Origin of the sequence: Polyangium mundeleinium (assembly GCF_028369105.1) — a bacterium.
Lineage (GTDB): Bacteria > Myxococcota_A > Polyangia > Polyangiales > Polyangiaceae > Polyangium > Polyangium mundeleinium.
The window spans coordinates 2,492,634-2,511,935 of the sequence record NZ_JAQNDO010000001.1 but is presented as its reverse complement, the minus strand read 5'-3'; the positions used below and the strand labels follow the sequence as shown (position 1 = coordinate 2,511,935).

Below are 19,302 nucleotides of genomic sequence, written 5' to 3'. Positions count from 1 at the left end.
CTAGGGCTCGCTGCGCGGGCGGGAAGCCCCTTCGTTCGAACGGGCGGCTCAAAGCCCCGTCGGGTACGTCTCCGGCGCCTCGCCGGCATCCCAGCGCGCGGTCTTTTCGAGGGGCTCGACTGCGCGCGTCAGATCGAAATGAATGACCGCGTCGAACTGGGCGGCGAGATCGGCATAAAAATAATGACTCGCCCGCTCGCTCGCCGGCAGATACACGACCCCGATCGCCCGCTCGAGCCGCTGGGCGTGAAGCGGCGAGAGCCTCGGATCCCGCAGGAGGAGCGCGAACTTTTCGAGCCCCGTGGCGTGCAGGATCGCCTCGTAGCTGTCGGGGCGGGCGGGACGCACGCGTTTTTGCTCCACCTCGGAGCCCCAGCCCGACGCCGCGGAGACCATCCCCGCATACGTGGTGAACCCGATCGAGAACACGTCCGGATGGCGCTCCTTCACGATCTGGCCGACGTTGAGCTCGCCTTCGCGGGACATCTGCGTCGCCCGCGCGTCGCCGAGGTGCGAGTTGTGCGCCCACACGACGACCTTCGCGGGGGCGCCGCGACGACGCCCGAGGTGCGCCCGCAGCGCATCGAGCGCCTCGGCCATGTGCTCGTCGCGCAGGTTCCACGAGGCGGCCCCGCCGCGGAACATCGCACGATAGTAACGCTCCGCATTCTTCACGAGGCGTGCATTCTGCTCGGCGAAAAATGCCTCGTCCTCGCCCTCCTCATCTGGACCGCGGCGAGCGTACTCGGGCGCGCGCCGCTCGATCTCCATGAGCTGCCGGACGACCTCGTCCTCGCACGACGCCACCATCCCGAGGCTCGTCGCATACCCGTACGCCTGCGTGTCGCGGCCGAAGACCTCGAAGCACCCGTACCGCCGCCGCGCGATCTCGGCCCCTTCGGGATCGATCCGGTCGAGATAAGCGAGCACGGCCTCGATCGACGTGTTCATGCTGTAAAGATCGAGCCCGTAGAACCCGGCGGCGCGGTGGGGGTGCGCGTCATTGTGCTCCCGTAGCCACTTCACGAAATCGAGGACATCCGTGTTTCGCCACATCCACGCGGGGAAGCGCTCGAATCCGCTGAGCGCTTCGAGTGGCCCGGGGTCGGGGCCCCTGCCTCGGACGAAACGATTGATGCGATAGGCGTCCGGCCAGTCGGCCTCGACCGCGACCGCGCAGAAGCCCTTGTCCTCGATGAGCCGGCGCGTCAGGCGCGCGCGCTCGTTGTAGAACTCGTGCGTCCCGTGCGACGCCTCGCCGAGAAGGACGAGCGTCGAATCCCCGATGGCATGGAGCAATGCATCATGGTCGTGTCGCGTCCCCTCGAGCGGGAGAGCGCACGCCGCCACGGTGCGAGGCAGTGCCCCCTGGAGCGGCGCATGCGTAGCCATGTTCGCGTCATGATACGTCACGGTCGGAATCACAAGATGCCATTGAGGCATCACGTATGTGGAGGCCGCGCGAGCGCTGCGCGCTCGAGAAGCCGCTCGCGCGCGCAAAAGCGCGGCCTGCACGCTCGCCCCGCGCCCGCGATCCAGAGCCACGGATGCGCGTCGCCTCCTGACAACAATGAATGTTCGCCTAAGTAAAACTTCGTTGCGCATGACGAAATCATGTTTGGCTGGGATCGTGGTTGTGGCATAGTCTCGAACATGCCTAGAAGAAAGACGGCTGCTCCCTTCACTTCCAAGATTGGTGCCCGTATCCGCGCGCTGCGCGTCGAGCGGAACCTGTCCCTGGCCCAGCTCGCGGACGCGGGTGGTCTATCGAAAGGCCATCTTTCCAGCGTCGAGCATGGGCTCGCGGCGATCACGGTCGAGACGCTGGAGCGCATCGCGCGTGCGCTCGAAGCGCTCCCGATGGATCTCGTGACGTTCCCCGAAGAGGACGATCGAGGCCGGATCGCGGATCTCGTGCGCAGGTTGCCGAAGAAGGAGCTGCCGAAGCTGCGCCGCGAAATGCTGGCGCGCGCTCCGGCGGAGGCCCAAGCCCCGACGCGTCGCCGTACGAGCGCGCGCGCTTAGACCTAGGGGTCTCCAGGCAGCTTGGGTATTTTTTCGTAATGCCTCGGGTCGGAGGGCTGCGTCTCCGGGGGCGTCGGCGTATGCAGGGCATTCGGGGGAATGTTGCCCTCGGCGTCGGCCTGCGGCGCCCGCGGCGGGCCGTTCGGGGGAACCTCGGGCTCGCTTCGATCGTCGGGTCTCGATTTCTCCTTCCGTATCACCTTCGTGCTCCTGTCTGCCGCGGGCGCAGCCTCTCGCGCCCGGACGCGCCCCGGGAAGCAGAGGTCATGCCGACATCCCTCGCGTCCGCTCGCCACATCGCGTCGATGTGCCGGGCGCGCTCGGGGAGGGACATCGTTTCAAGGATACCGCGAGGACGCGGGTGCCCTTTTCTTCCGGGGGCGGCGTCGTGGTATACGGTGTTATTCGGACAGGAGAGTGAATGAATCTCCGCCGGCTCGGGGCATTCGCCCAACGTCTCGTGCTACCCGCCGGCCGGATACCAGTCGTTCCCCTGATCCGGCGCCCGCGTCATCTTGATTTCCCACGCAGCGCCACGGCGAGCCGCCGGGCCTCGGCCACCGCGCGATCGTCGGTTCCGTGCATCGAAATCGACACACGCCCGCCCGGAATGGGCGACTGGACGAGGGGCACGCTCATCGCCTTGTCGTCCACCACGATGGCGAGTCGTTCCTTCACGTGCTCCCGCGTGGCCGCGTGAAACCGCTCGCCGCCCACGGCGTCGAGCGTCACGAGCACGGCCGGCGGCTGTATCGGCCCTTTTCCGTCGTCCTCGAGCACGATCGCGTCGACCACGTTTGCGTGGGTCACGATCGCCTCTCCCGCGACCACGTACGTGCGAAGGCCAATGGGCCGCGGCTCCCCCGTCTCGTCGTCCTCCATCACGTCGCCGAGGACGAACCTGCGGCCGGCCGGGAGCGGTAGTGTCGAGAGCCACGGCGAGAAGCGCTCCTTGGCCTGGACGTACGTCTCGCCCGGCTTCTTGACGAGCATGGCGTACTGGAACGTCGCGGGAAAACCCGACCGCGAGAGCCTCTCCTCGGCACGCACGGATACACTCTCGGGCAGCGTGCCCGCGGGCTTCGCGAAAGGGTCGAAGTCATCGTCGACCACCACGATCTCCATCGTGATCGGCCGCAACCCCGCGAGGTCCACCGCGTCGTCCTTCTTCTTCGTGCAAGCGGACGGCGACAGGGCGAGCGCGACGAGGAGCATGCTTCGAGCACGAACGAGCATGCTCGATTTCGTATCCCAGGCCGCCCGGCGCCGTCAACCCTGGTCGTGTGCAACCGCAGACAAACGACAAGCACAGCAAGCAGGTTCGTCCCGGTGAAGGCACGTTCGTCGCGGAACGTGGTCTGCATGCAGAACCGCCGCTCCAGCATAGGTGATCAGGGTTTGCCCGCGGACTGGGTTCGTCCGTGTGAAACGGAGGCACCCGAGGACTTCCCGCCGCGCGTCCCGGTGACGTCCACGAGCCTGCGCAGCGTCGGGTACAACCCCGAAGCGCACGAGCTCGACCTTGAATTCAAGGACGGCAGGCTCTACCGCTACAGCGGCGTGCCCCCGGAGGTGCACGACGAGCTGCTCCACGCACCCTCGCTGGGTCGGTATTTCCTGGCGAACGTGCGTGGACAGTACCCGTGCGAGCGGCTCTGCTGACGCGCAGAGCCGCCGAGGACCCGCTCAGCGCGGGTCGAGACGTAGCAGCGGCGCGCTCGCGATGGGGTTCCAGGTGAAATCGCCGCCGAGCGAGTACACGAGCGCGACCGGGATCTCGTACCGCTCGAGCGTATACGTGATCGTCACCTCGAGGTCGTCGCTCCCCGTGACGAGCGCCTTGCACGCCTCGCCCACGGCCTTTCCATTGGACGGGCTCTTCGTCCCGCGGTTCGTCGCGATCTTCACCTCGGCGCACGCGAAGGCCTTCGCGAGCTTCTCGCGCTCGCCTTTCATGCCGCTCTTGTATTTCGTCTCGGCCGCGCTCTTCGCGGCCTTCGCCTTCGCCTCGGCCGCCTTCGCGTCCGCCACCGCGGCGGCGTCTCCGCCGTCGACCTTCTGGAGGTCCCCGGCCGCCTTCTCGTATTCGCTCGACGCGATGTCGAACGGAACCCGCAGGCGCCGGTCGATGCCGTCGCCCTGCAGGTGCAGGTTCCACGTCACGCTGAGCTTGCGTTGCCCCTTCGAAAGCGCCGAATCGTCCACGTGATCGGTGATCGTCGCGTTCTTCACCGAGCCGGAGAGCTCGTTCTTCGTGAACGTCACCTCCGGCCTCGCCCCCGGCACGTCCTCGCGGGAGATGCCGAGCAGGCTGAGCTTCGCCTTCGCCATGTCCTGGTAGACGACCTTGTTTTCCTTGACGTACACGAGGACGTTGCCCGACGCGTGCACCATCTCCCCGCTCGGGAGCTTGACCATTTGCATCGTCATCGACGGCGGCGGCAGATCGAATTCGAGCGGCGCGCTCTCGAGGATGTCCGCCCGCGTGTAGCGAATCGGGTAGCGCAGCTCGAGGTGCGTGAGCGGCACGGCGGGCGCGTCCTTCGAGGCGTCCTTGGCCGCCGTCATCGTGAGGACGTTGTTCCGCGCGCTCCGATTGCCCTCCGCCTCCTCGCGGACGGGCACGAAGGCGATGTGGCCCGACGCCTTGTCGCGGATACGCACGGAATCCCCGACGAGCGCCAGATCGAAGGCGCCCTCGTCGAACACCGACGCATACGATTTCACGAACACCTTGTTCGCCTTGACCACGATGCGGCCGCGGATCTGCGAGGGCGGCATGTCCGCGATCACGACCGACTCGCACTCGTTCTTCCGCGACATGAGCCGGATCTTCTCCCCCGGCCGCCAGACGCTCTCGTTCGTCGAGTTGCTCTCGTTCCGCCACGCCGAGGGCTTTTCGCCCGTGAACGGGTCGGCCTTCGCGTCGTCGGGGACGTTGTTGAACTGGAGGGTGTACGTGGTGTTGTAGAGATCGCCGACCGAATCGGGGCCGAACTTGCACTCGACCTCGCGGTCGCCATTGACGAAGCGCAGGCTGCCCTCGAACCACGCGTCGGAGAGCACCTCGCCCGTGTCGTTCGTCGCCTCGATGATGATGCCGAGGCCATACGCGGAATTCTGGTCGCGCGTGCTGAACGTGCCGTTGTCGCGCACGCTCGGCATCGCGCGCTCGGACGAGTACGGGTGGAAGAGCTGGAGGTCCTTGATGCTGACCTGAATGCTCTTCGTCGAGGGGGGCGTCGTCGGCTGCACGGCCGCCCCCTCACTCCCGCCAGCGGGCGCCGCCCCCGTGGATGCAGGCGCGGCGGCCGACGAAGCACCGGAAGTTCCCGGCGCAGCGCCCCCCCCGGCGCCCTCCTTGTTTCCACACCCCACGCCAGCCCCGATGAGGGCGGCAAGGAGTACCCAGCCCATGCGAATGTGATTGTCCGGACGCATTGCGGGCCAACGTCTGCGAAGTGACCAGCCCTTGTCAAGCGATTTTGCGCCTGGCGACGCCCCTCCGATACGAAACGGTCTACCTCGCTCGCCCGCGTCGGCGCCCCATGGCAAACCCGAGAAGGAGCGCCGCCGTCGCCGCCGGGAAGCCTGTCGGCGTGATTCCGTTCATCCTGCAACTACAACCGCCGCCCATGATCAGGTCGCTCCCGCCCGCGCCGATACTCGCGTCCCCGCCCGTGCCGGCATTCGAGCCGCCCACGCCCACGCCGCCGCCGCTCCCATTCCCGCCGGCGCCGCCGCTGCCGCCCACGCCTCCCATACCCCCCGTGCCGCCGCCTCCGCCCACGCCGTCGTGCATGCACACGCCCGCCGCGCACGTGCCCCCCGGGCAGGCCGCGCCATCGGGTTTGGCTGGGTACACACAGACGCCGCTCACGGCATGACAAGCGCCCTCCTCGTGGCAGGCGTCGGGCGGCGCACACGTGATCGCGTTCGCGCCGAGGCAAACGCCGGCCTGGCACGCGTCCGTCTGCGTGCAGGCATTGCCGTCGTCGCAGAACGTGCCCTCCGGTTTGACCGGCGCGGAGCATTGCCCCGTGACGGGGTCACACGTGCCGATGTCATGGCAAGCGTCGATCGGCGCGCAGACGACCGGGGTCGTTCCGACGCACGTGCCCGCCTGGCAGTTGTCCGTCTGGCTGCACGCGTCTCCGTCGTTGCACGCGGCGCCGTCGGGCTTCGCGGCATTCGAGCAGCCGGTCACCGGATCACACACGCCGGCGACGTGACAATCGTCCGACGGGGCGCAAACGACGGAGCTGCCCATGCACGTCCCCGCCTGGCAAACGTCTCCGGTGGTGCAGGCATTTTCATCGCTGCAAGCCGTCCCGTCCGGCGCGCTCGGGTTCCCGCAGAAACCGGTCTGCGGATCGCAGGTGCCCTGCACATGGCAGACGTCGTTCGGCGGGGGACAAACGACGGGGACGGTCCCGACACACACGCCGCTCTGGCAGACGTCATTCTGGCTGCAGGCATTGCCGTCCTGGCACGTGTTGCCGGTGAGCAGCGCGCAGGTGCCATTCGTGGCGGCGCCGGCAGCCACGGAGCAGGCGTCGCAGGCGCCGGCGTTGCACGCGGTATCGCAGCAGACGCCATCAACGCAGTAGCCGCTCTTGCAATCGAGGCCAAGGGCGCAGGCCGCGCCGAGCGCGTCGGCCCCGGTGAGGAGCTCGGCGGTGCCGATGTACCCCAGGCCATGCTGCCCCCCTGCGACGAGGACCGTGCCCATCCCGAGCAGCGCCGCCCCGTGGCGATAGCGTGCGCCGACCAGCGCGCCGGCCGGGGTCCAGAGGTTCGTCTCGACGTGATAGATGTCCGTGGTGCCCGACGACGAGGTGTCGGGGCGCATCCCGCCCGCGACGAGCACCTCGTTGCCCGGGAGCAACGTGGCCGAGTGGAGGCGTCGTGCCTCGCTCATCACGCCCGCGGACGTCCAGGTGTTCGTCGCCGGATCATAAAGCTCCGCGGTGTCGAGGGCGCCATTCGAGGAGCTCGTCCCGCCCACGACGAGGACCTGGCCCGTCGGCAGGAGCGTCGACGTGTGCTGCGCGCGCGCCGCATTCATCGGCGCGACGGCGGTCCAGGCGTTTGTCGTCGGATCGTAGATCTCCGCGGAGACATAGGCCGACGAGGTCGGGGTCGGCGCGCCGCCGATGGCGAGCACCTTGCCATTCGGGAGCGCCTGCAGCGCGTGGGTTGCGCGTGGCTCGTTCATGGGCCCGGTCGGCGTCCAGGTATTCGTGCTCGGATCATAAACCTCCGCCGAGGCCATCGCCGTTTGGCCGTACGTGAGGCCGCCCGAAGCCATCACCTTGCCATTGGCCATCAGCGCGACCGAGACGGCGCAACGCGCGACGCCGAGGGGGGCTGCAAGGGACCACGTCTTCATCCAAGGCGTATGGATTTCGGTAAACCTGAGGCAATCCGAGCCGCCGTCCCAACCTCCGATGATGAGCACCTGCCCCCCCGTGAGGACGGCCGATTGGTGCCCGGCGCGCCCGTACATCACGGACCCCGCATACGTCCAGCTCCCGGTGGCGGGATCGTAAAGCTCGCTCGACGCCACATAACTCATCCCATTGTGCCCCGAGGTCACGAGGACCTTGCCACTCGGGAGCAAATTCGTGGTGTGATAGGCTCGTGTCGCATTGAGGGCCCCGGTCGGCGTCCACACCGGATCGACGAGCACCTCCTCTCCGTTTGCGTCGTCGACCCATACCTCGATCGTATCGCCGCGCGCGACGAGCCGCGCCGCGACGGGCCGGCCCGATGCCGCGAACGCCTCCGGCGCCGTCACGCGGATTCGCGACGCGCCGCGGCCATCGAGGAGCTCCACCGCGTCCCCCGCCTGCCGTACCTCGGCGCCCTCGATCGACCAAGCGACCGCTGCGTGATCAGGCGCCGCGACGCCCGGCTCCAGCCACAACCATTCCTCGTACCCCGCTCCCGTCACCGTCCAGAACGAAGTCCCGTCCGCTCGCCCGTATGCGACCGCATGCGCGGCGATCGCGCCCTCGCCGCCCGCGCCGATCTCGCGCACGTGCACCGAAACATCCCCGGGCAGCTCGAAGCGCACCGGATCCTCGGCGCGACGCGGGAAACGCGCGCTGAGGCCGCTCGGCAAAGACCTCGCCTCTTCGTGAACCTCCTCGCTCGGAGCCTCGCTCGGGAAGGCCGGCGAGCGGACCCAGCGCGCCTTTTGCGCGCCGCTCGGCGCCGGGGAAAACCCCTCGTCGCTGCCCACGAAGAGCGCGTCCGCGTCGAGGATCCGCGCCGCCTGCGCCGGGAAACGCTCGCGCAGCGCCGCCGCCTCGCGCAGGATCACGCGAGGCGTGAATTCGGCGCGCGCGGGCCCGGACGACGCACCGAGCGGCTCCTCGCTGCTGCACCCCGCGCCGCCCCAGGCAGCGCCGAACGGAAGCAGGAGCAGCGGCACGAGCAGGGCACGCCGGTACGGGCGAATCGATTGCATGCAGTGGATCTCCTGAAGCAGGTCGGAAAGCGGAGCATCGAAGACCTGGGGACGCGCGGCGTCAAGCCCCTCCCGCGTCAATGGCCAGGCGCTGCGCTTTCGTATCGCACGGAAACGACCTTCACGACGCTTGACGGACTGCGCAAAACTCCGTGAGATTGATTCCTTCCCTCGTCATCCCGGCGAGGGGCGCGCGCTGGAGATTCTCATGCTTTCGAAGATCACGCGTTCGACTTCATTCGCCGTGGCCCCCGTGCTCCTGGGGCTCCTCGGAGCGTTCGCTCTCACGCAGGGCTGCGGCACGGATCCCGGGCCGGGCGCGAGCGGATCGACCTCCACGGGGACCAACACGGGCGGCGCAGGCGGCATCGGAGGTACGGGCGGCGTCGGAGGCACGGGCGGCGACGGGGGCGCCGGAGGGAGCGGCGCCGCGGATGCGGGTCCGCCCTGGGATCCGACCGTTGGATGGACCAACTTCAAGGAGAGCGACGACACCCAAAAGGTCTACGTATCCAGCTCGGACGGCAACGACGAGAACGACGGCCTTTCCCCGGAGAAGGCCGTCAAGACGATCGCCAAGGGCAAGCAACTCCTGCGCGATGGCTTCCCGGATTGGCTGCTCCTGAAGCGCGGCGACGCCTGGAACGAGGGGCTCGGCACGTGGACGCTCTCGGGCCGAGGCACGTCGGAGTTGATGGTCGTCTCGACGTACGGCGACGCCGTTGCGCGCCCGCTCCTCAAGACGGGCGCGAAACGCGGGCTCTCCGCGGACGCCGGCCCCACGCTCCAGCACCTCGCTTTCGTGGGGCTTCATTTCCACGCGAACACCCGCGACCCCGCGAGCCCCGATTTCGTGGGCCCGGCGGGCGACGAGGGCGTGGTGTGGCTGGCGAAGGGCGGCGACCTGCTCTTCGAGGATCTGATGATCCAGTCCTACACGAACAACCTGAGCCTCCAGGGCGTCGAGGGCAAAATCAACAATGTCCGGCTGCGCCGCTCGGTCATCGTCGACGCGTACAAACTCGAGGATCCGAATCCGAGCGTGATCACCGACGACGCCGAGGGCTTTTATGCGATGAACGTCGACGTGCTCGTCCTCGAAGGGAACATCTTCGACCACAACGGCTGGAATTCGCAGGTGCCCGGCGCGAATGCGACGATCTCCAACCACAACGTCTACATCCAGTCGTCTTGCTCGAAGGTGACGATCCGCGGCAACATCACGACGCGCGCGGCGAGCCACGGGCTCCAGGCGCGCGCGGGCGGCACCGTGGACGGCAACCTCGTCGTCGAGAATCCCATCGGCTTCTCGTTTGGCTTGACGAATGGGCCGGCGACGCCGGTCTCCGGCGGCGTCACCGGCACCGTGACCGGCAATGTGGTGAGTGACGCGGGCGACATCACGGAGGCCGAGACGCGCGGGGTCGGCATCCAGATCGGCAACATCAAGTCGGCGGTCGTCGAGAACAACATCCTCACGCACGACAAGACCGCGGGCGGCAATCACGTCGCCTTCGAGCTCACGCGCAAATACGACCCGATGCAGGTCCCGGACGAGGCGATCAAGGACCTCACGATCCGGAACAACATCGTCTACGACTGGCGCGGAGGGATCCGCTTCTCCACGACGGCGCTCACGAACGTGAAGGTCGAGTCCAACGATTTCCAGTCGCCGCTCCGGGGCGAGGAGCTCGCGCGGTTCTTCAACCAGCCGTACAACGCCGGCGTGACCTTCCTCGCGAACCACTGGCATTCGAGCGCGGCCACGAAGGGCTGGTTCGAATTCGGCGCGAACGCGACCGGCCAATCCTACGACGAGTGGCTCGTGACGTCGAAGGAGATGGACGCCACGAAAACGGCCGTCTCGTACCCGGATCCCGAGCGCAACCTCGGCACGTACCACGGGTCGATCGGCAAAGAGGCCACGTTCGACGCCTACATCGCCGAGGCGCGCAAGCAATCGCGCTTCAACTATCGATACGAATACACGGTCGAAGCGCCGGTGACCTACATCCGCCAAGGGTTCGTCAAGAACTGACGGATGGGAGCGCGCTCCGCCGCGGGCGCGCTCATTCCTCCCCTCCCCTCCCCGGGACACGCTTGACATGCCGGGCGAAGTTGGTCTTCTTGCCCGTATGCCGCGCGTGTTCTGTTCGCTCCTCCTCGCGCTCTCGTTTTCGCTCGCGGGCTGCACGGACGCCCTCCGCGGCAGCCCGCTCTCGGAGGCGCCCAAGCCCGTCGGGGTGATCGCCCGCGCGACGAGCGCCGAGCCCGGCGGCTTGCGCGTGCTCGCGAATGGCAGGTCGCAGCAGTTCGGGACGGAGGGCGCGTGGCTCGCGACCGACGAGGACGAGCTGCGCTCGCTCTGGCGCGCCGTCCACGCAAAAGGCCCTCTGCCGCGTGTTGATTTCGACACCCACGTGGTGCTCGGCGCGGCGTATGACGGCGGCGCCTGCGAGCCGGAGATCGATGCGGTCGAGGTCGACGCCGCGGGCACGTTGAGGCTTTCGAGGAAGTATTTCGGCGGCGAGTGTATTTTGATCGCGGTGGGCATCGCGCAGGTCATCGCCGTCCCTCGACGGATCTTGCTGCCGCGGTTCGTGTACCTCGCGGATCCGCCCCACGCGGGGTACGCATTCGAGTTGCCGGCGGCGAAACCGAAGGCGTCGGCGCCGTCTCGAACGCCTCCGCCGATGGCTTCCCTCGAACGCCCCTCCCTGCCTGCCCCGCTCGGCGTGGTCGCGCTCCCGCCGCGGGGCCATCTCGCCCTCCGCACGCTCGACAATGAGCGCGCCGTATGGGTCGTTGTCCAGCGCTCGGGCGCCATCTCGGTCCTGTCCGCCGACAAGCCCGCGTACGACGGTATGCCTTGGCTCCGCCGGAAGGTGCAATGGCTCCCCGGGATCGGTCGATTCGACTCGGAGCACGACGCGGCGGGGCGATCGGTCCACGGCCACGCGCCGCTCGAAGCGCGTCTCTTCGCGCGGCTGAGCGACGGGCGTATCGCCATCGGCGAGCCCGCTCCGCTCGCGCCAGGTCCCATCGAGCCGAGGACCGAGGCGCCGACGCTGGAGGGTCCGTCGGATCCGTACACGGGCCTGCCGCTCCTCCCGATCGACGAGCTCCCGGAGGGCCGCATTTCGCTCGTGGACAGCATGCTCGTCCTCGGCGCTTCTGGCCCGATGCGCCTCTGCACCCCGCCGACGCATCACAAGCTCAGCGACCGATTCCGAGGTTGTCCGAACAATGCCCCCGCGGTCGTGGGATCCCCTTCGATGGAGCGACCCAGGGTGACGGCCCTGGGAGCGCCGGTGCTCGTACGGCAGCGCCAAGGCGCGATCGATCTCGCGATCCTGGCATCCGACGGGATCGGCACGTACCCCGGAGGGGACCTCCCCCGGCCGGCCCCGCGAGGCCCGTCACGCGCGCGTGGCGCGTTGACGCTCGGCGCCGCGGCGCGCGGAAATACGAGCGGCGCGCACGACGGTTTTTCCCTGGATTGTGTCATCGCGGAAGGCTCGCCGGACGAGACCTGGACGTTCACGGCCCCGCACGCCGGCCTTTATGCCTTGCAGCTCGACAGCGAGTACGACGGTGCGCTCGCGCTTTCCCACGCGGGCGGAGGGCTCCTCACTTGCAATGATGATCGGGCCGGCTACTACAGCTCGTCCATCGTGCACGTTTCCCTCGCGCGAGGCGCCAAGGTCCAGGTCGTCGTCGACGGGTTCGGCGGCGACGCGGGCGCGTACACGCTGCGCGTGCAGGAGGAGGTGCCGCTCGCGAATGGCGGCATCCTCGAGATCGGCCGCGAGGTCGCGGGGGATACGTCGAAATCGACCGACGACTCCGCGCTCTGCGCATCCTACGGCAACGATGACGAATGGCTCCTCGAAATCAAGGAGACCGGCGATTACCTCTTCCGCGTCGAGACGCCGGGCTGGACGCCGGCGCTGTCCGTCTTCGTCGAGGGCGAGATGGTCCCGAGTGTGTGCGTCAGGGAGCGCGCGCCGCGTCGCCCGTTGATCACAAAACAGAACCTCATGGCCCGAAAATACAAGATCATCGTCGACGGGCCCAGAGAGAAGGACGCGGGGCCCTATCGGTTGCGGGTCGAACGAAAAACCCCGTAGCGACCTCGCAAGGCGCGCCTGAAGAGGAAAACACGGGAGGACATGGATGCGGCTTTGACGTCCCCGCGGAGCGGCTCGACGTTCGCGCGCATGACGTGGTCCCCGAGAGCGATTTCCGGTCTGGTCGTTTCGTCCCTCGCAGCCTTTGTCGGGTGCGGCGCGGATCCCTCGCCCAACGACAACCACGAGCCTCGCGTCGGGAGCGAGGCCTTTGCCTCGTGCCAGACGACCAGCCCTCGTGCGGGCAGGCTCGACGATACCTTCGGCGTGAACGGAATGGCCCGCGTGAGCTTTGGGGCCGACGACGACGGCGGGTATTTCGGGCTGGATGTCCAGGGGGATCGTATCCTCGCGGCGGGCTGGGGCGCGGGAGGGCTCGGCGGCATTCGTTTCCGCCTGGCGCGGCTCACCCTGTCCGGGAGGCTCGATCCGACGTTCGGCGCCAATGGCACGGCCGGCGCGGGGTTCGCGTCGTCGACCGCCGACGCCGCGTATGCCTACGCCGTCGGGCACCAGAGCGACGGCGGGATCATCGCAATGGGCTTCCGGGAACCGTTCCAGAGCCAATCCGCGAACATCGCGCTCGTCCGGTTTTCGCAGAACGGTTCGATCGGAGGCGCAGGGTTCGGCACCGACGGGAAAAGCCTCATCGACCTCGGCGGCGAGGAGTCCGTCGCGGATGGCCTGGTTCTTTCGGACGACAAGATCCTCGTGGTCGGGAAGCGCGGCGCGGAGCTGCTCGTCGCCCGCGCCACCCCTTCCGGCGCGCTCGATACGACATTCGCCGCGCCCCATGGATATTTGACCATCCCCGTGGGCATCTCCGCGGAGGCCCGCTCGGTCGCTCTCGACACGAGCGGCCGTATTCTGGTGGCCGGCACCGCGGACCTGAGCCAAAAAAACAGCATCGTCGTGATCCGCGTGACGGCGGACGGCGTGCGCGATCCCTCGTTCGGCAACGACGGCGTGGTCGTGGCCGGCGCCGCGATGAACAGCGAGCGCGCCGTCTCCGTCGCGCCTTCTTCCGACGGCACCATTGTCGTGGCCGGCGACACCGGCCCGGGCGGGACCAAAGAATTCGTGGTCCGTCGTTTCCTCGAAGACGGCAGCCCCGACCTCTCGTTCGGCTCCCAGGGCCGCGCGGCGTGGCTGCGCGGGGCGGGCGACATGCAAGCCGAGGACATGGTCGTATTGCCCGGCGGAGGCATCCTCGTGGCCGGCAATGCGACCGAAGGCGTCGCGCCCGTCCTCGTGCGCTACACGTGCGACGGGAAGGTCGACACCACGTTCGGGGTGCACGGCATCCTGCGGGTTTACCTGGGGGAGGACGGGGTCCTGCACACGGTCCGTCTCCACGCGGACGATCGGGTCCTCCTCGGCGGCGCCGATGTGGGGATGAGCCCGGGTCCGGGGACGTATGGAGTGGTCGTTCGCATGTGGATGTAAAGAAACGGTCCACGCGCAGCGACACGTGTGTTATGGGACGGCATGCTCCCTCTGCCGTCCGTGGACGCCGCGCTCCCCACGATCCACCGGCTCCTCGTCCGGTTCGACGATGCGCTCACGCGGCTCGGCGGTCGCCCGAGCGCGCTCGAGCTCGAGCGCCCCACGTTCCTCGTCCATGAGGCCCTGTCGGGGCAGGCCCGCGAATTCCACAGCCACGCGCACGTGCTCACCCTCACGGAGGGGATGGGCCCCGTCGAGACCCTCGCGGGCATCTTCCACGATGTCGTGTACGTGCAGGTAGATCAGGGTTTTCCTCGGATGGTGAGCGATCTGCTCCGCCCGCTGCTCACGCACGTCGATGGAACCGGTTATCGGCTCGGGCTCGGCGTGCTGGAGGACCCGGCCGCGGCGCTCGTCGCCCGGATCTTCGGCCGCGAGCCCGGCGACGAGCTCACGCCGCTGACCGGCCTGAACGAGCTCGCGAGCGCGTTCGTCGCCGCCAAGTGCCTCGCGCCGTTCCTGCCGCCCCGCCACCTCGCCGAGATCGCCGCCGGCATCGAGGCGACGACCCCGTTTCGCGAGACGACCACGTTCGATCGCCTGACCGGGCGCCTGCGGGACCTCGCGATCCCCGGGCTCGACGCGAATGCCTGCGAGGACGCGGTGCGCGCGGCGGTGCGGCTCGCGAACCGCGACGTCGAGAACTTCGCCGAGTCCGATCCGGCGCGATTCCTCGACAATACCTGGCGGCTCCTCCCCGAGACGAACCCCGCGCTCCACATGCCGAACGTCTATCGAAACGGGGAGTATCGGCTCGCCTTGCAGCGCATGGAGGGCTTCCTCTCGACCCTCGCCGCCGAGCGTGTCTTCCATGCGTTCCGCGGCGAACCCTCGCCGGAGGTCCATGCCCGGAGGATCGCCCAGGCCCGCCGCAACATCTCGCTCGCCGTGCGATACCTGCGGGCGAAGCTTTATACGATCGCGCTCATCGAGGCGTTCGCCTGCGCCACGGGCGGCGACGCCCCCATCGAGCTCTTCCTCGGCGGCATTCCGGACGAGAACAACACGAACCCCGTGCGGGCCGAGCTCTTCCTGCAGCCGGCGCCGGATTCCTCCTCGGACCTCGATCCCGTCCTGCTCCGCCTGCTCGAAGAGGGCCGCGCGAGCCCTTCGAGCTTCGACCTCGGCGCCTCCCCGTATACCGCGTTCCTGTACCGTGCGTTCGGCGAGCGCGCGCTGATGGAGCGGCTCGAATCCACGCGGCCGTGGATCCGCGGGCGGGTTCCGGCGCGAGATTGGCTGAACACGCAGGCTTGCCCGCCGATCGCCGCGCTCGCCCGCGCCATCGCCCGCGTCACCATGACGAGGCGCGAGGCGCTCGAAAAGCTCGCGGATGGGATGAGCCTTTCGGTGGGCTGACCGAGCACGCCAAACAGCCTGTGGCTGGCTGACGCGGGGCGTCGAGCTCAGAGGGGTTCTCCAGGCGCACGCGACACCATTGACGCGACTCCCTGGACACGCGTAGCGTGACTATGTCGAGGGGGATCTCGCGCGGGTTTTTTCCCGGCGGCCCCCGCGAGAACGAGACGCCCATGAGGTTTCGCACGATTCGCCGTCTGCTTGCGGCCACGGTTCTGGTGGGTGGCCTCTGCGCCATCTCGAACGCGGACGCGGCCGTCCCCCTGACGATCACCAACCAAGGGCGGCTCTTCGACGCGGACGACGCGCCGATCAACGGCTCGCTCACGGTGACGTTCGCGATCTACGACGCGGCGAACGCGCAGACGCCGCTCTGGAGCGAGCAGCACAAGGTCGACTTCGACGAGGGGTTTTACTCGGTCTCGCTCGGCTCGATCGTGCCGTTCGAGAAACTCTTCGACGGCTCGGTGCGGTACCTGGGGATCACGATCGATAGCGATCCGGAGCTCGAGCCGCGCGCGCCCATCCAGAGCGTGCCGTATGCGCTGCTCGCGAACGACGTGAACGGGGACATCCACCCGACGAGCGTCACGATCAACGGGACCGAGGTCATCAACAACAACGGCGAGTGGGTCGGTCCGCCGACGGGGCTCGAGGGTCCCACGGGTCCGCAAGGCCCGATCGGCGCGCAGGGCGCGGCGGGCCCCGCGGGTCCGACGGGCGCCATGGGTCCGGTCGGGCCGATGGGGCCGACGGGCGCGGTGGGCCCGGTGGGCGCGATGGGTCCGATGGGGCCGGCGGGGCCGATGGGACCGATGGGTCCGATGGGTCCGGCCGGCGCGATGGGTCCGGCGGGTCCGATGGGGCCGATGGGTCCGATGGGGCCGGCCGGCGCGACCGGCGCGACCGGCGCGACTGGCGCGGTGGGTCCCGTGGGGCCGATGGGCGCGACCGGCGCGATGGGTCCGCAAGGGGATGTAGGGGCCACCGGACCGGTTGGACCCATCGGGCCACAGGGTGCGACCGGTCCTCAAGGGGACGTCGGACCCATGGGCCCCACGGGTGCGATGGGTCCGCAGGGGGTCGTAGGACCCACCGGACCGGTTGGACCCATCGGGCCACAGGGTGCGACCGGTCCTCAAGGGGACGTCGGACCCATGGGCCCCACGGGTGCGATGGGTCCGCAGGGGGTCGTAGGACCCACCGGACCGGTTGGACCCATCGGGCCACAGGGTGCGACCGGTCCTCAGGGAGACGTCGGACCCATGGGGCCCACGGGCGCGATCGGTCCCCAGGGGGTCGCAGGCCCCACCGGACCGGTTGGACCCATCGGTCCACAGGGTATCACCGGTCCTCAGGGGGACGTCGGACCCATGGGCCCCACGGGCGCGATCGGTCCCCAGGGGGTCGCAGGCCCCACCGGACCGGTTGGACCCATCGGTCCACAGGGTATCACCGGTCCTCAGGGAGACGTCGGACCCATGGGCCCCACGGGTGCGATGGGTCCGCAGGGGCCCGTCGGCGCGACCGGCGCTGTCGGACCGCAGGGGCCCGTCGGCGCGACTGGCGCCATCGGTCCGCAGGGGCCCGTCGGCGCGACCGGCGCTGTCGGACCACAGGGGCCCGTCGGCGCGACTGGCGCCATCGGTCCGCAGGGGCCCGTCGGCGCGACCGGCGCCATCGGTCCGCAGGGGCCCGTCGGCGCGACCGGCGCGCAAGGCCCCGTCGGCGCGACCGGCGCGCAAGGCCCTATCGGCCCCACCGGCGCGACCGGCGCCATGGGTCCGCAAGGCGCGACCGGCGCACAAGGCCCCATCGGCGCGACCGGCGTGCAAGGCCCCATCGGCGCGACCGGCGTGCAAGGCCCCATCGGCCCCACCGGCGCGCAAGGCCCCCAGGGTACCCAGGGCCCGATCGGCCCCACCGGCGCCATCGGTCCGCAAGGCCCCGCAGGCACGGCCGGCGCCACCGGCGCCCAGGGCCCCGCGGGTCCCGTCGGCGCCACCGGCGCGCAAGGCCCGCAAGGCGCGCAGGGCCCGCAAGGCGCGCAGGGCCCGCAAGGCCCTGCCGGCTCGGCCAACATCAATGGCACGGTCAATACCGTCATCAAATTCACCGGCGCCACCACCGGCGGCAATTCGAGCATCACCGACGACGCCACCACGGTGACCACCACCGGCCGATTCGACGTCACCGGCGGCGTGGGCACGGTCTACGACACGGCGTCCATCGAGGTCCGCACGACCGCGACGCCGCGCATTGCCTTCCACTGGCCGGGCGTCGTCGCCTCGCAGCTCGGCATGGGCAGCGACGGCATCGTCCGCACGTACAACAACCCCGGCACGGGCTACGAGCAGTTCGCCGCCTCGAACATCCACGCGAACGGCTACCTGCGCATCGCCTCCGGCGCCGACGGCGCCGGCAACATCCGGTTCACCGCGGCGAACCCGTACATCGTGGCGAGTTCGTACGTCATCGTTCCAGGCGGCGCCTATTTCAACTCCGGCACCGTCTACTTCACGGCGCAGGCGCAGTTCCGCGGCGGCATCCACAACGACACGGGCGCGTATCTACAGTACGACGGCGGCACGTCGGGCATCAACTATTTCCCCGGCACCATCGGCGTCGGCACGGCGAACCCGGCCGAGCAGGTCCACGCGACCGGCAACATCCGATCCGACGGCATCGTGTACTGGGGCAATGGCCTCACGCGGACCGAGACGAAGGACAACGCCGACGCGACGGGCTCGCGAAGCGGCTTCTTCGAGACCTCCGCGCCGGTGAATTACTATCCGAACGCGTCGGGCTGGCAGCACCTCATCGACGTGCGGCATTCGAACGGCGGCAACAACTACGCCATGCAGATCGGCGGCAGCTTCTTCGACCAGGACCTCTGGTATCGAAAGACGAACAACGCCGGCAACACGACCTGGCTCCAGCTCATCGGCGCCGGCCCGAGGAACTGCACGGCTCCGTTCAATGCCTATGGCGTCACCACCACGACGAACCTGGGAGGCATCACGCGCTCCAATACGATCTGCGTCACGCCGTATTTCTCCCAGCAAAACTTCAACAACGCGCAAAACGTCTGCGCCGCGCTCGGCGGGCATATCACGACCTACAACGAGCATTACCGGATCCTGCAGACGTACGGCACCGGTGGACAGCTCAACGGCGACTGGCTCGGAAATCGCTCCGGCGACGACGACGCGTACTGCATCAACAACACGGGCAACCTCACCAACTTCGAGGGCAACTGCGACAAGAACGAAAACCACTGGTTCCGCTGCGCCCAAAGCTCGAATTACAATGAATGAACGTGTCAGGCGCGCGCGGATCCTGACGATCGTCGCGCTCGCGGGCCTCGTCGTCGGGTCGGCCCTGTTCATCCACGCGCGCCTCGCCGAGGCGCCGGAGGCGCGAGGCCCGGCGGCGAGCCCCGTCGGCGTCGAGCACGCGACTGTCGCGTCCCCGGGGACGACGCGTCCCACGGCAAGGACGGCGACGAACGTGGCGACCCCGGAGCCCGTGATCGCCGCGCCCGAGGAACCACGGAAACCGCTCGATCCGAGCGACTACGTGCGCAATGGCTCCAAGGAGCCCCTCGTGCCGCGCGAGCTCCATGTCGACGTCGAGGTCTCCACCACCCGCGGCGTGCTGACGGCCGAGCCGCTCGTCCCGCGCGTCCTCGAGGTGAACGCCGAGGTCGGCGCCCGCGACGCCGTGACAACGGAGCCGCTCACACCTCGGGTCCTCGAACTCCCGCCTGGGACCGACGAACCCTGAGGCGACAGCGCCGAGCGGCCT

General features: G+C 68.9%; 12 protein-coding genes. 8 read left to right on the top strand and 4 right to left on the bottom strand.

Annotated elements, in window-relative coordinates:
• Nucleotides 1-48 precede the first annotated feature (48 nt).
• Nucleotides 49-1,392: an erythromycin esterase family protein gene (locus POL67_RS10180; RefSeq protein ID WP_271917039.1), complete on the bottom strand. Its 1,344-nt coding sequence runs from the start codon at nucleotides 1,390-1,392 to the stop codon at nucleotides 49-51.
• A gap of 261 nt (nucleotides 1,393-1,653) precedes the next feature.
• On the opposite strand from POL67_RS10180, the gene POL67_RS10175 reads away from it, so the two are divergent.
• Complete coding sequence (locus tag POL67_RS10175; RefSeq protein WP_170229229.1) at nucleotides 1,654-2,025, top strand: helix-turn-helix domain-containing protein; 372 nt, start codon at nucleotides 1,654-1,656, stop codon at nucleotides 2,023-2,025.
• A gap of 510 nt (nucleotides 2,026-2,535) precedes the next feature.
• Here POL67_RS10175 and POL67_RS10170 read toward each other — a convergent pair.
• The gene (locus POL67_RS10170; RefSeq protein WP_271917038.1) at nucleotides 2,536-3,261 is read right to left on the bottom strand and encodes a SecDF P1 head subdomain-containing protein; all 726 of its coding nucleotides are present in this window, start codon (nucleotides 3,259-3,261) and stop codon (nucleotides 2,536-2,538) included.
• Nucleotides 3,262-3,387: 126 nt separating this feature from the next.
• On the opposite strand from POL67_RS10170, the gene POL67_RS10165 reads away from it, so the two are divergent.
• Nucleotides 3,388-3,687: a KTSC domain-containing protein gene (locus tag POL67_RS10165; protein WP_271917037.1), complete on the top strand. Its 300-nt coding sequence runs from the start codon at nucleotides 3,388-3,390 to the stop codon at nucleotides 3,685-3,687.
• 24 nt (nucleotides 3,688-3,711) lie between these two features.
• On the opposite strand, the gene POL67_RS10160 is transcribed toward POL67_RS10165, so the two are convergent.
• On the bottom strand, nucleotides 3,712-5,280 hold the full coding sequence (locus POL67_RS10160; protein ID WP_271917036.1) for a hypothetical protein: 1,569 nt from the start codon (nucleotides 5,278-5,280) through the stop codon (nucleotides 3,712-3,714).
• Between the two features lie 265 nt (nucleotides 5,281-5,545).
• Nucleotides 5,546-8,500, bottom strand: coding sequence for a Kelch repeat-containing protein (locus POL67_RS10155; RefSeq protein ID WP_271917035.1), 2,955 nt, complete (start codon nucleotides 8,498-8,500; stop codon nucleotides 5,546-5,548).
• 208 nt (nucleotides 8,501-8,708) lie between these two features.
• On the opposite strand from POL67_RS10155, the gene POL67_RS10150 reads away from it, so the two are divergent.
• From POL67_RS10150 to POL67_RS10125, 6 genes are all read left to right on the top strand, one after another.
• Nucleotides 8,709-10,538 (top strand): right-handed parallel beta-helix repeat-containing protein, encoded by a 1,830-nt coding sequence (locus POL67_RS10150; RefSeq protein ID WP_271917034.1) that lies wholly within the window; start codon nucleotides 8,709-8,711, stop codon nucleotides 10,536-10,538.
• A gap of 106 nt (nucleotides 10,539-10,644) precedes the next feature.
• Nucleotides 10,645-12,630, top strand: a complete 1,986-nt coding sequence (locus POL67_RS10145) for a hypothetical protein (protein ID WP_271917033.1) — start codon at nucleotides 10,645-10,647, stop codon at nucleotides 12,628-12,630.
• A 276-nt stretch (nucleotides 12,631-12,906) separates the two neighbouring features.
• Complete coding sequence (locus POL67_RS10140; protein ID WP_271930782.1) at nucleotides 12,907-14,076, top strand: NHL repeat-containing protein; 1,170 nt, start codon at nucleotides 12,907-12,909, stop codon at nucleotides 14,074-14,076.
• A gap of 42 nt (nucleotides 14,077-14,118) precedes the next feature.
• Nucleotides 14,119-15,495, top strand: a complete 1,377-nt coding sequence (locus POL67_RS10135; RefSeq protein ID WP_271917032.1) for a hypothetical protein — start codon at nucleotides 14,119-14,121, stop codon at nucleotides 15,493-15,495.
• Nucleotides 15,496-15,668: 173 nt separating this feature from the next.
• A complete protein-coding gene (locus POL67_RS10130) occupies nucleotides 15,669-18,812 on the top strand; it encodes a DUF8740 domain-containing protein (RefSeq protein WP_271917031.1) in 3,144 nt (1,047 codons plus the stop codon).
• Complete coding sequence (locus POL67_RS10125; protein ID WP_271917030.1) at nucleotides 18,805-19,281, top strand: hypothetical protein; 477 nt, start codon at nucleotides 18,805-18,807, stop codon at nucleotides 19,279-19,281. The genes POL67_RS10130 and POL67_RS10125 overlap by 8 nt, the downstream gene beginning before the upstream one ends.
• Nucleotides 19,282-19,302: the final 21 nt, after the last annotated feature.

Bases quoted from the DNA above. Each gene is read 5' to 3' on its own strand.
- POL67_RS10180 (WP_271917039.1), bottom strand. From the start codon at position 1,392: ATGGCTACGCATGCGCCGCTCCAGGGGGCACTGCCTCGCACCGTGGCG.
- POL67_RS10175 (WP_170229229.1), top strand. From the start codon at position 1,654: ATGCCTAGAAGAAAGACGGCTGCTCCCTTCACTTCCAAGATTGGTGCC.
- POL67_RS10170 (WP_271917038.1), bottom strand. From the start codon at position 3,261: ATGCTCGTTCGTGCTCGAAGCATGCTCCTCGTCGCGCTCGCCCTGTCG.
- POL67_RS10165 (WP_271917037.1), top strand. From the start codon at position 3,388: ATGCAGAACCGCCGCTCCAGCATAGGTGATCAGGGTTTGCCCGCGGAC.
- POL67_RS10155 (WP_271917035.1), bottom strand. From the start codon at position 8,500: ATGCAATCGATTCGCCCGTACCGGCGTGCCCTGCTCGTGCCGCTGCTC.
- POL67_RS10150 (WP_271917034.1), top strand. From the start codon at position 8,709: ATGCTTTCGAAGATCACGCGTTCGACTTCATTCGCCGTGGCCCCCGTG.
- POL67_RS10140 (WP_271930782.1), top strand. From the start codon at position 12,907: ATGGCCCGCGTGAGCTTTGGGGCCGACGACGACGGCGGGTATTTCGGG.
- POL67_RS10135 (WP_271917032.1), top strand. From the start codon at position 14,119: ATGCTCCCTCTGCCGTCCGTGGACGCCGCGCTCCCCACGATCCACCGG.
- POL67_RS10130 (WP_271917031.1), top strand. From the start codon at position 15,669: ATGAGGTTTCGCACGATTCGCCGTCTGCTTGCGGCCACGGTTCTGGTG.
- POL67_RS10125 (WP_271917030.1), top strand. From the start codon at position 18,805: ATGAATGAACGTGTCAGGCGCGCGCGGATCCTGACGATCGTCGCGCTC.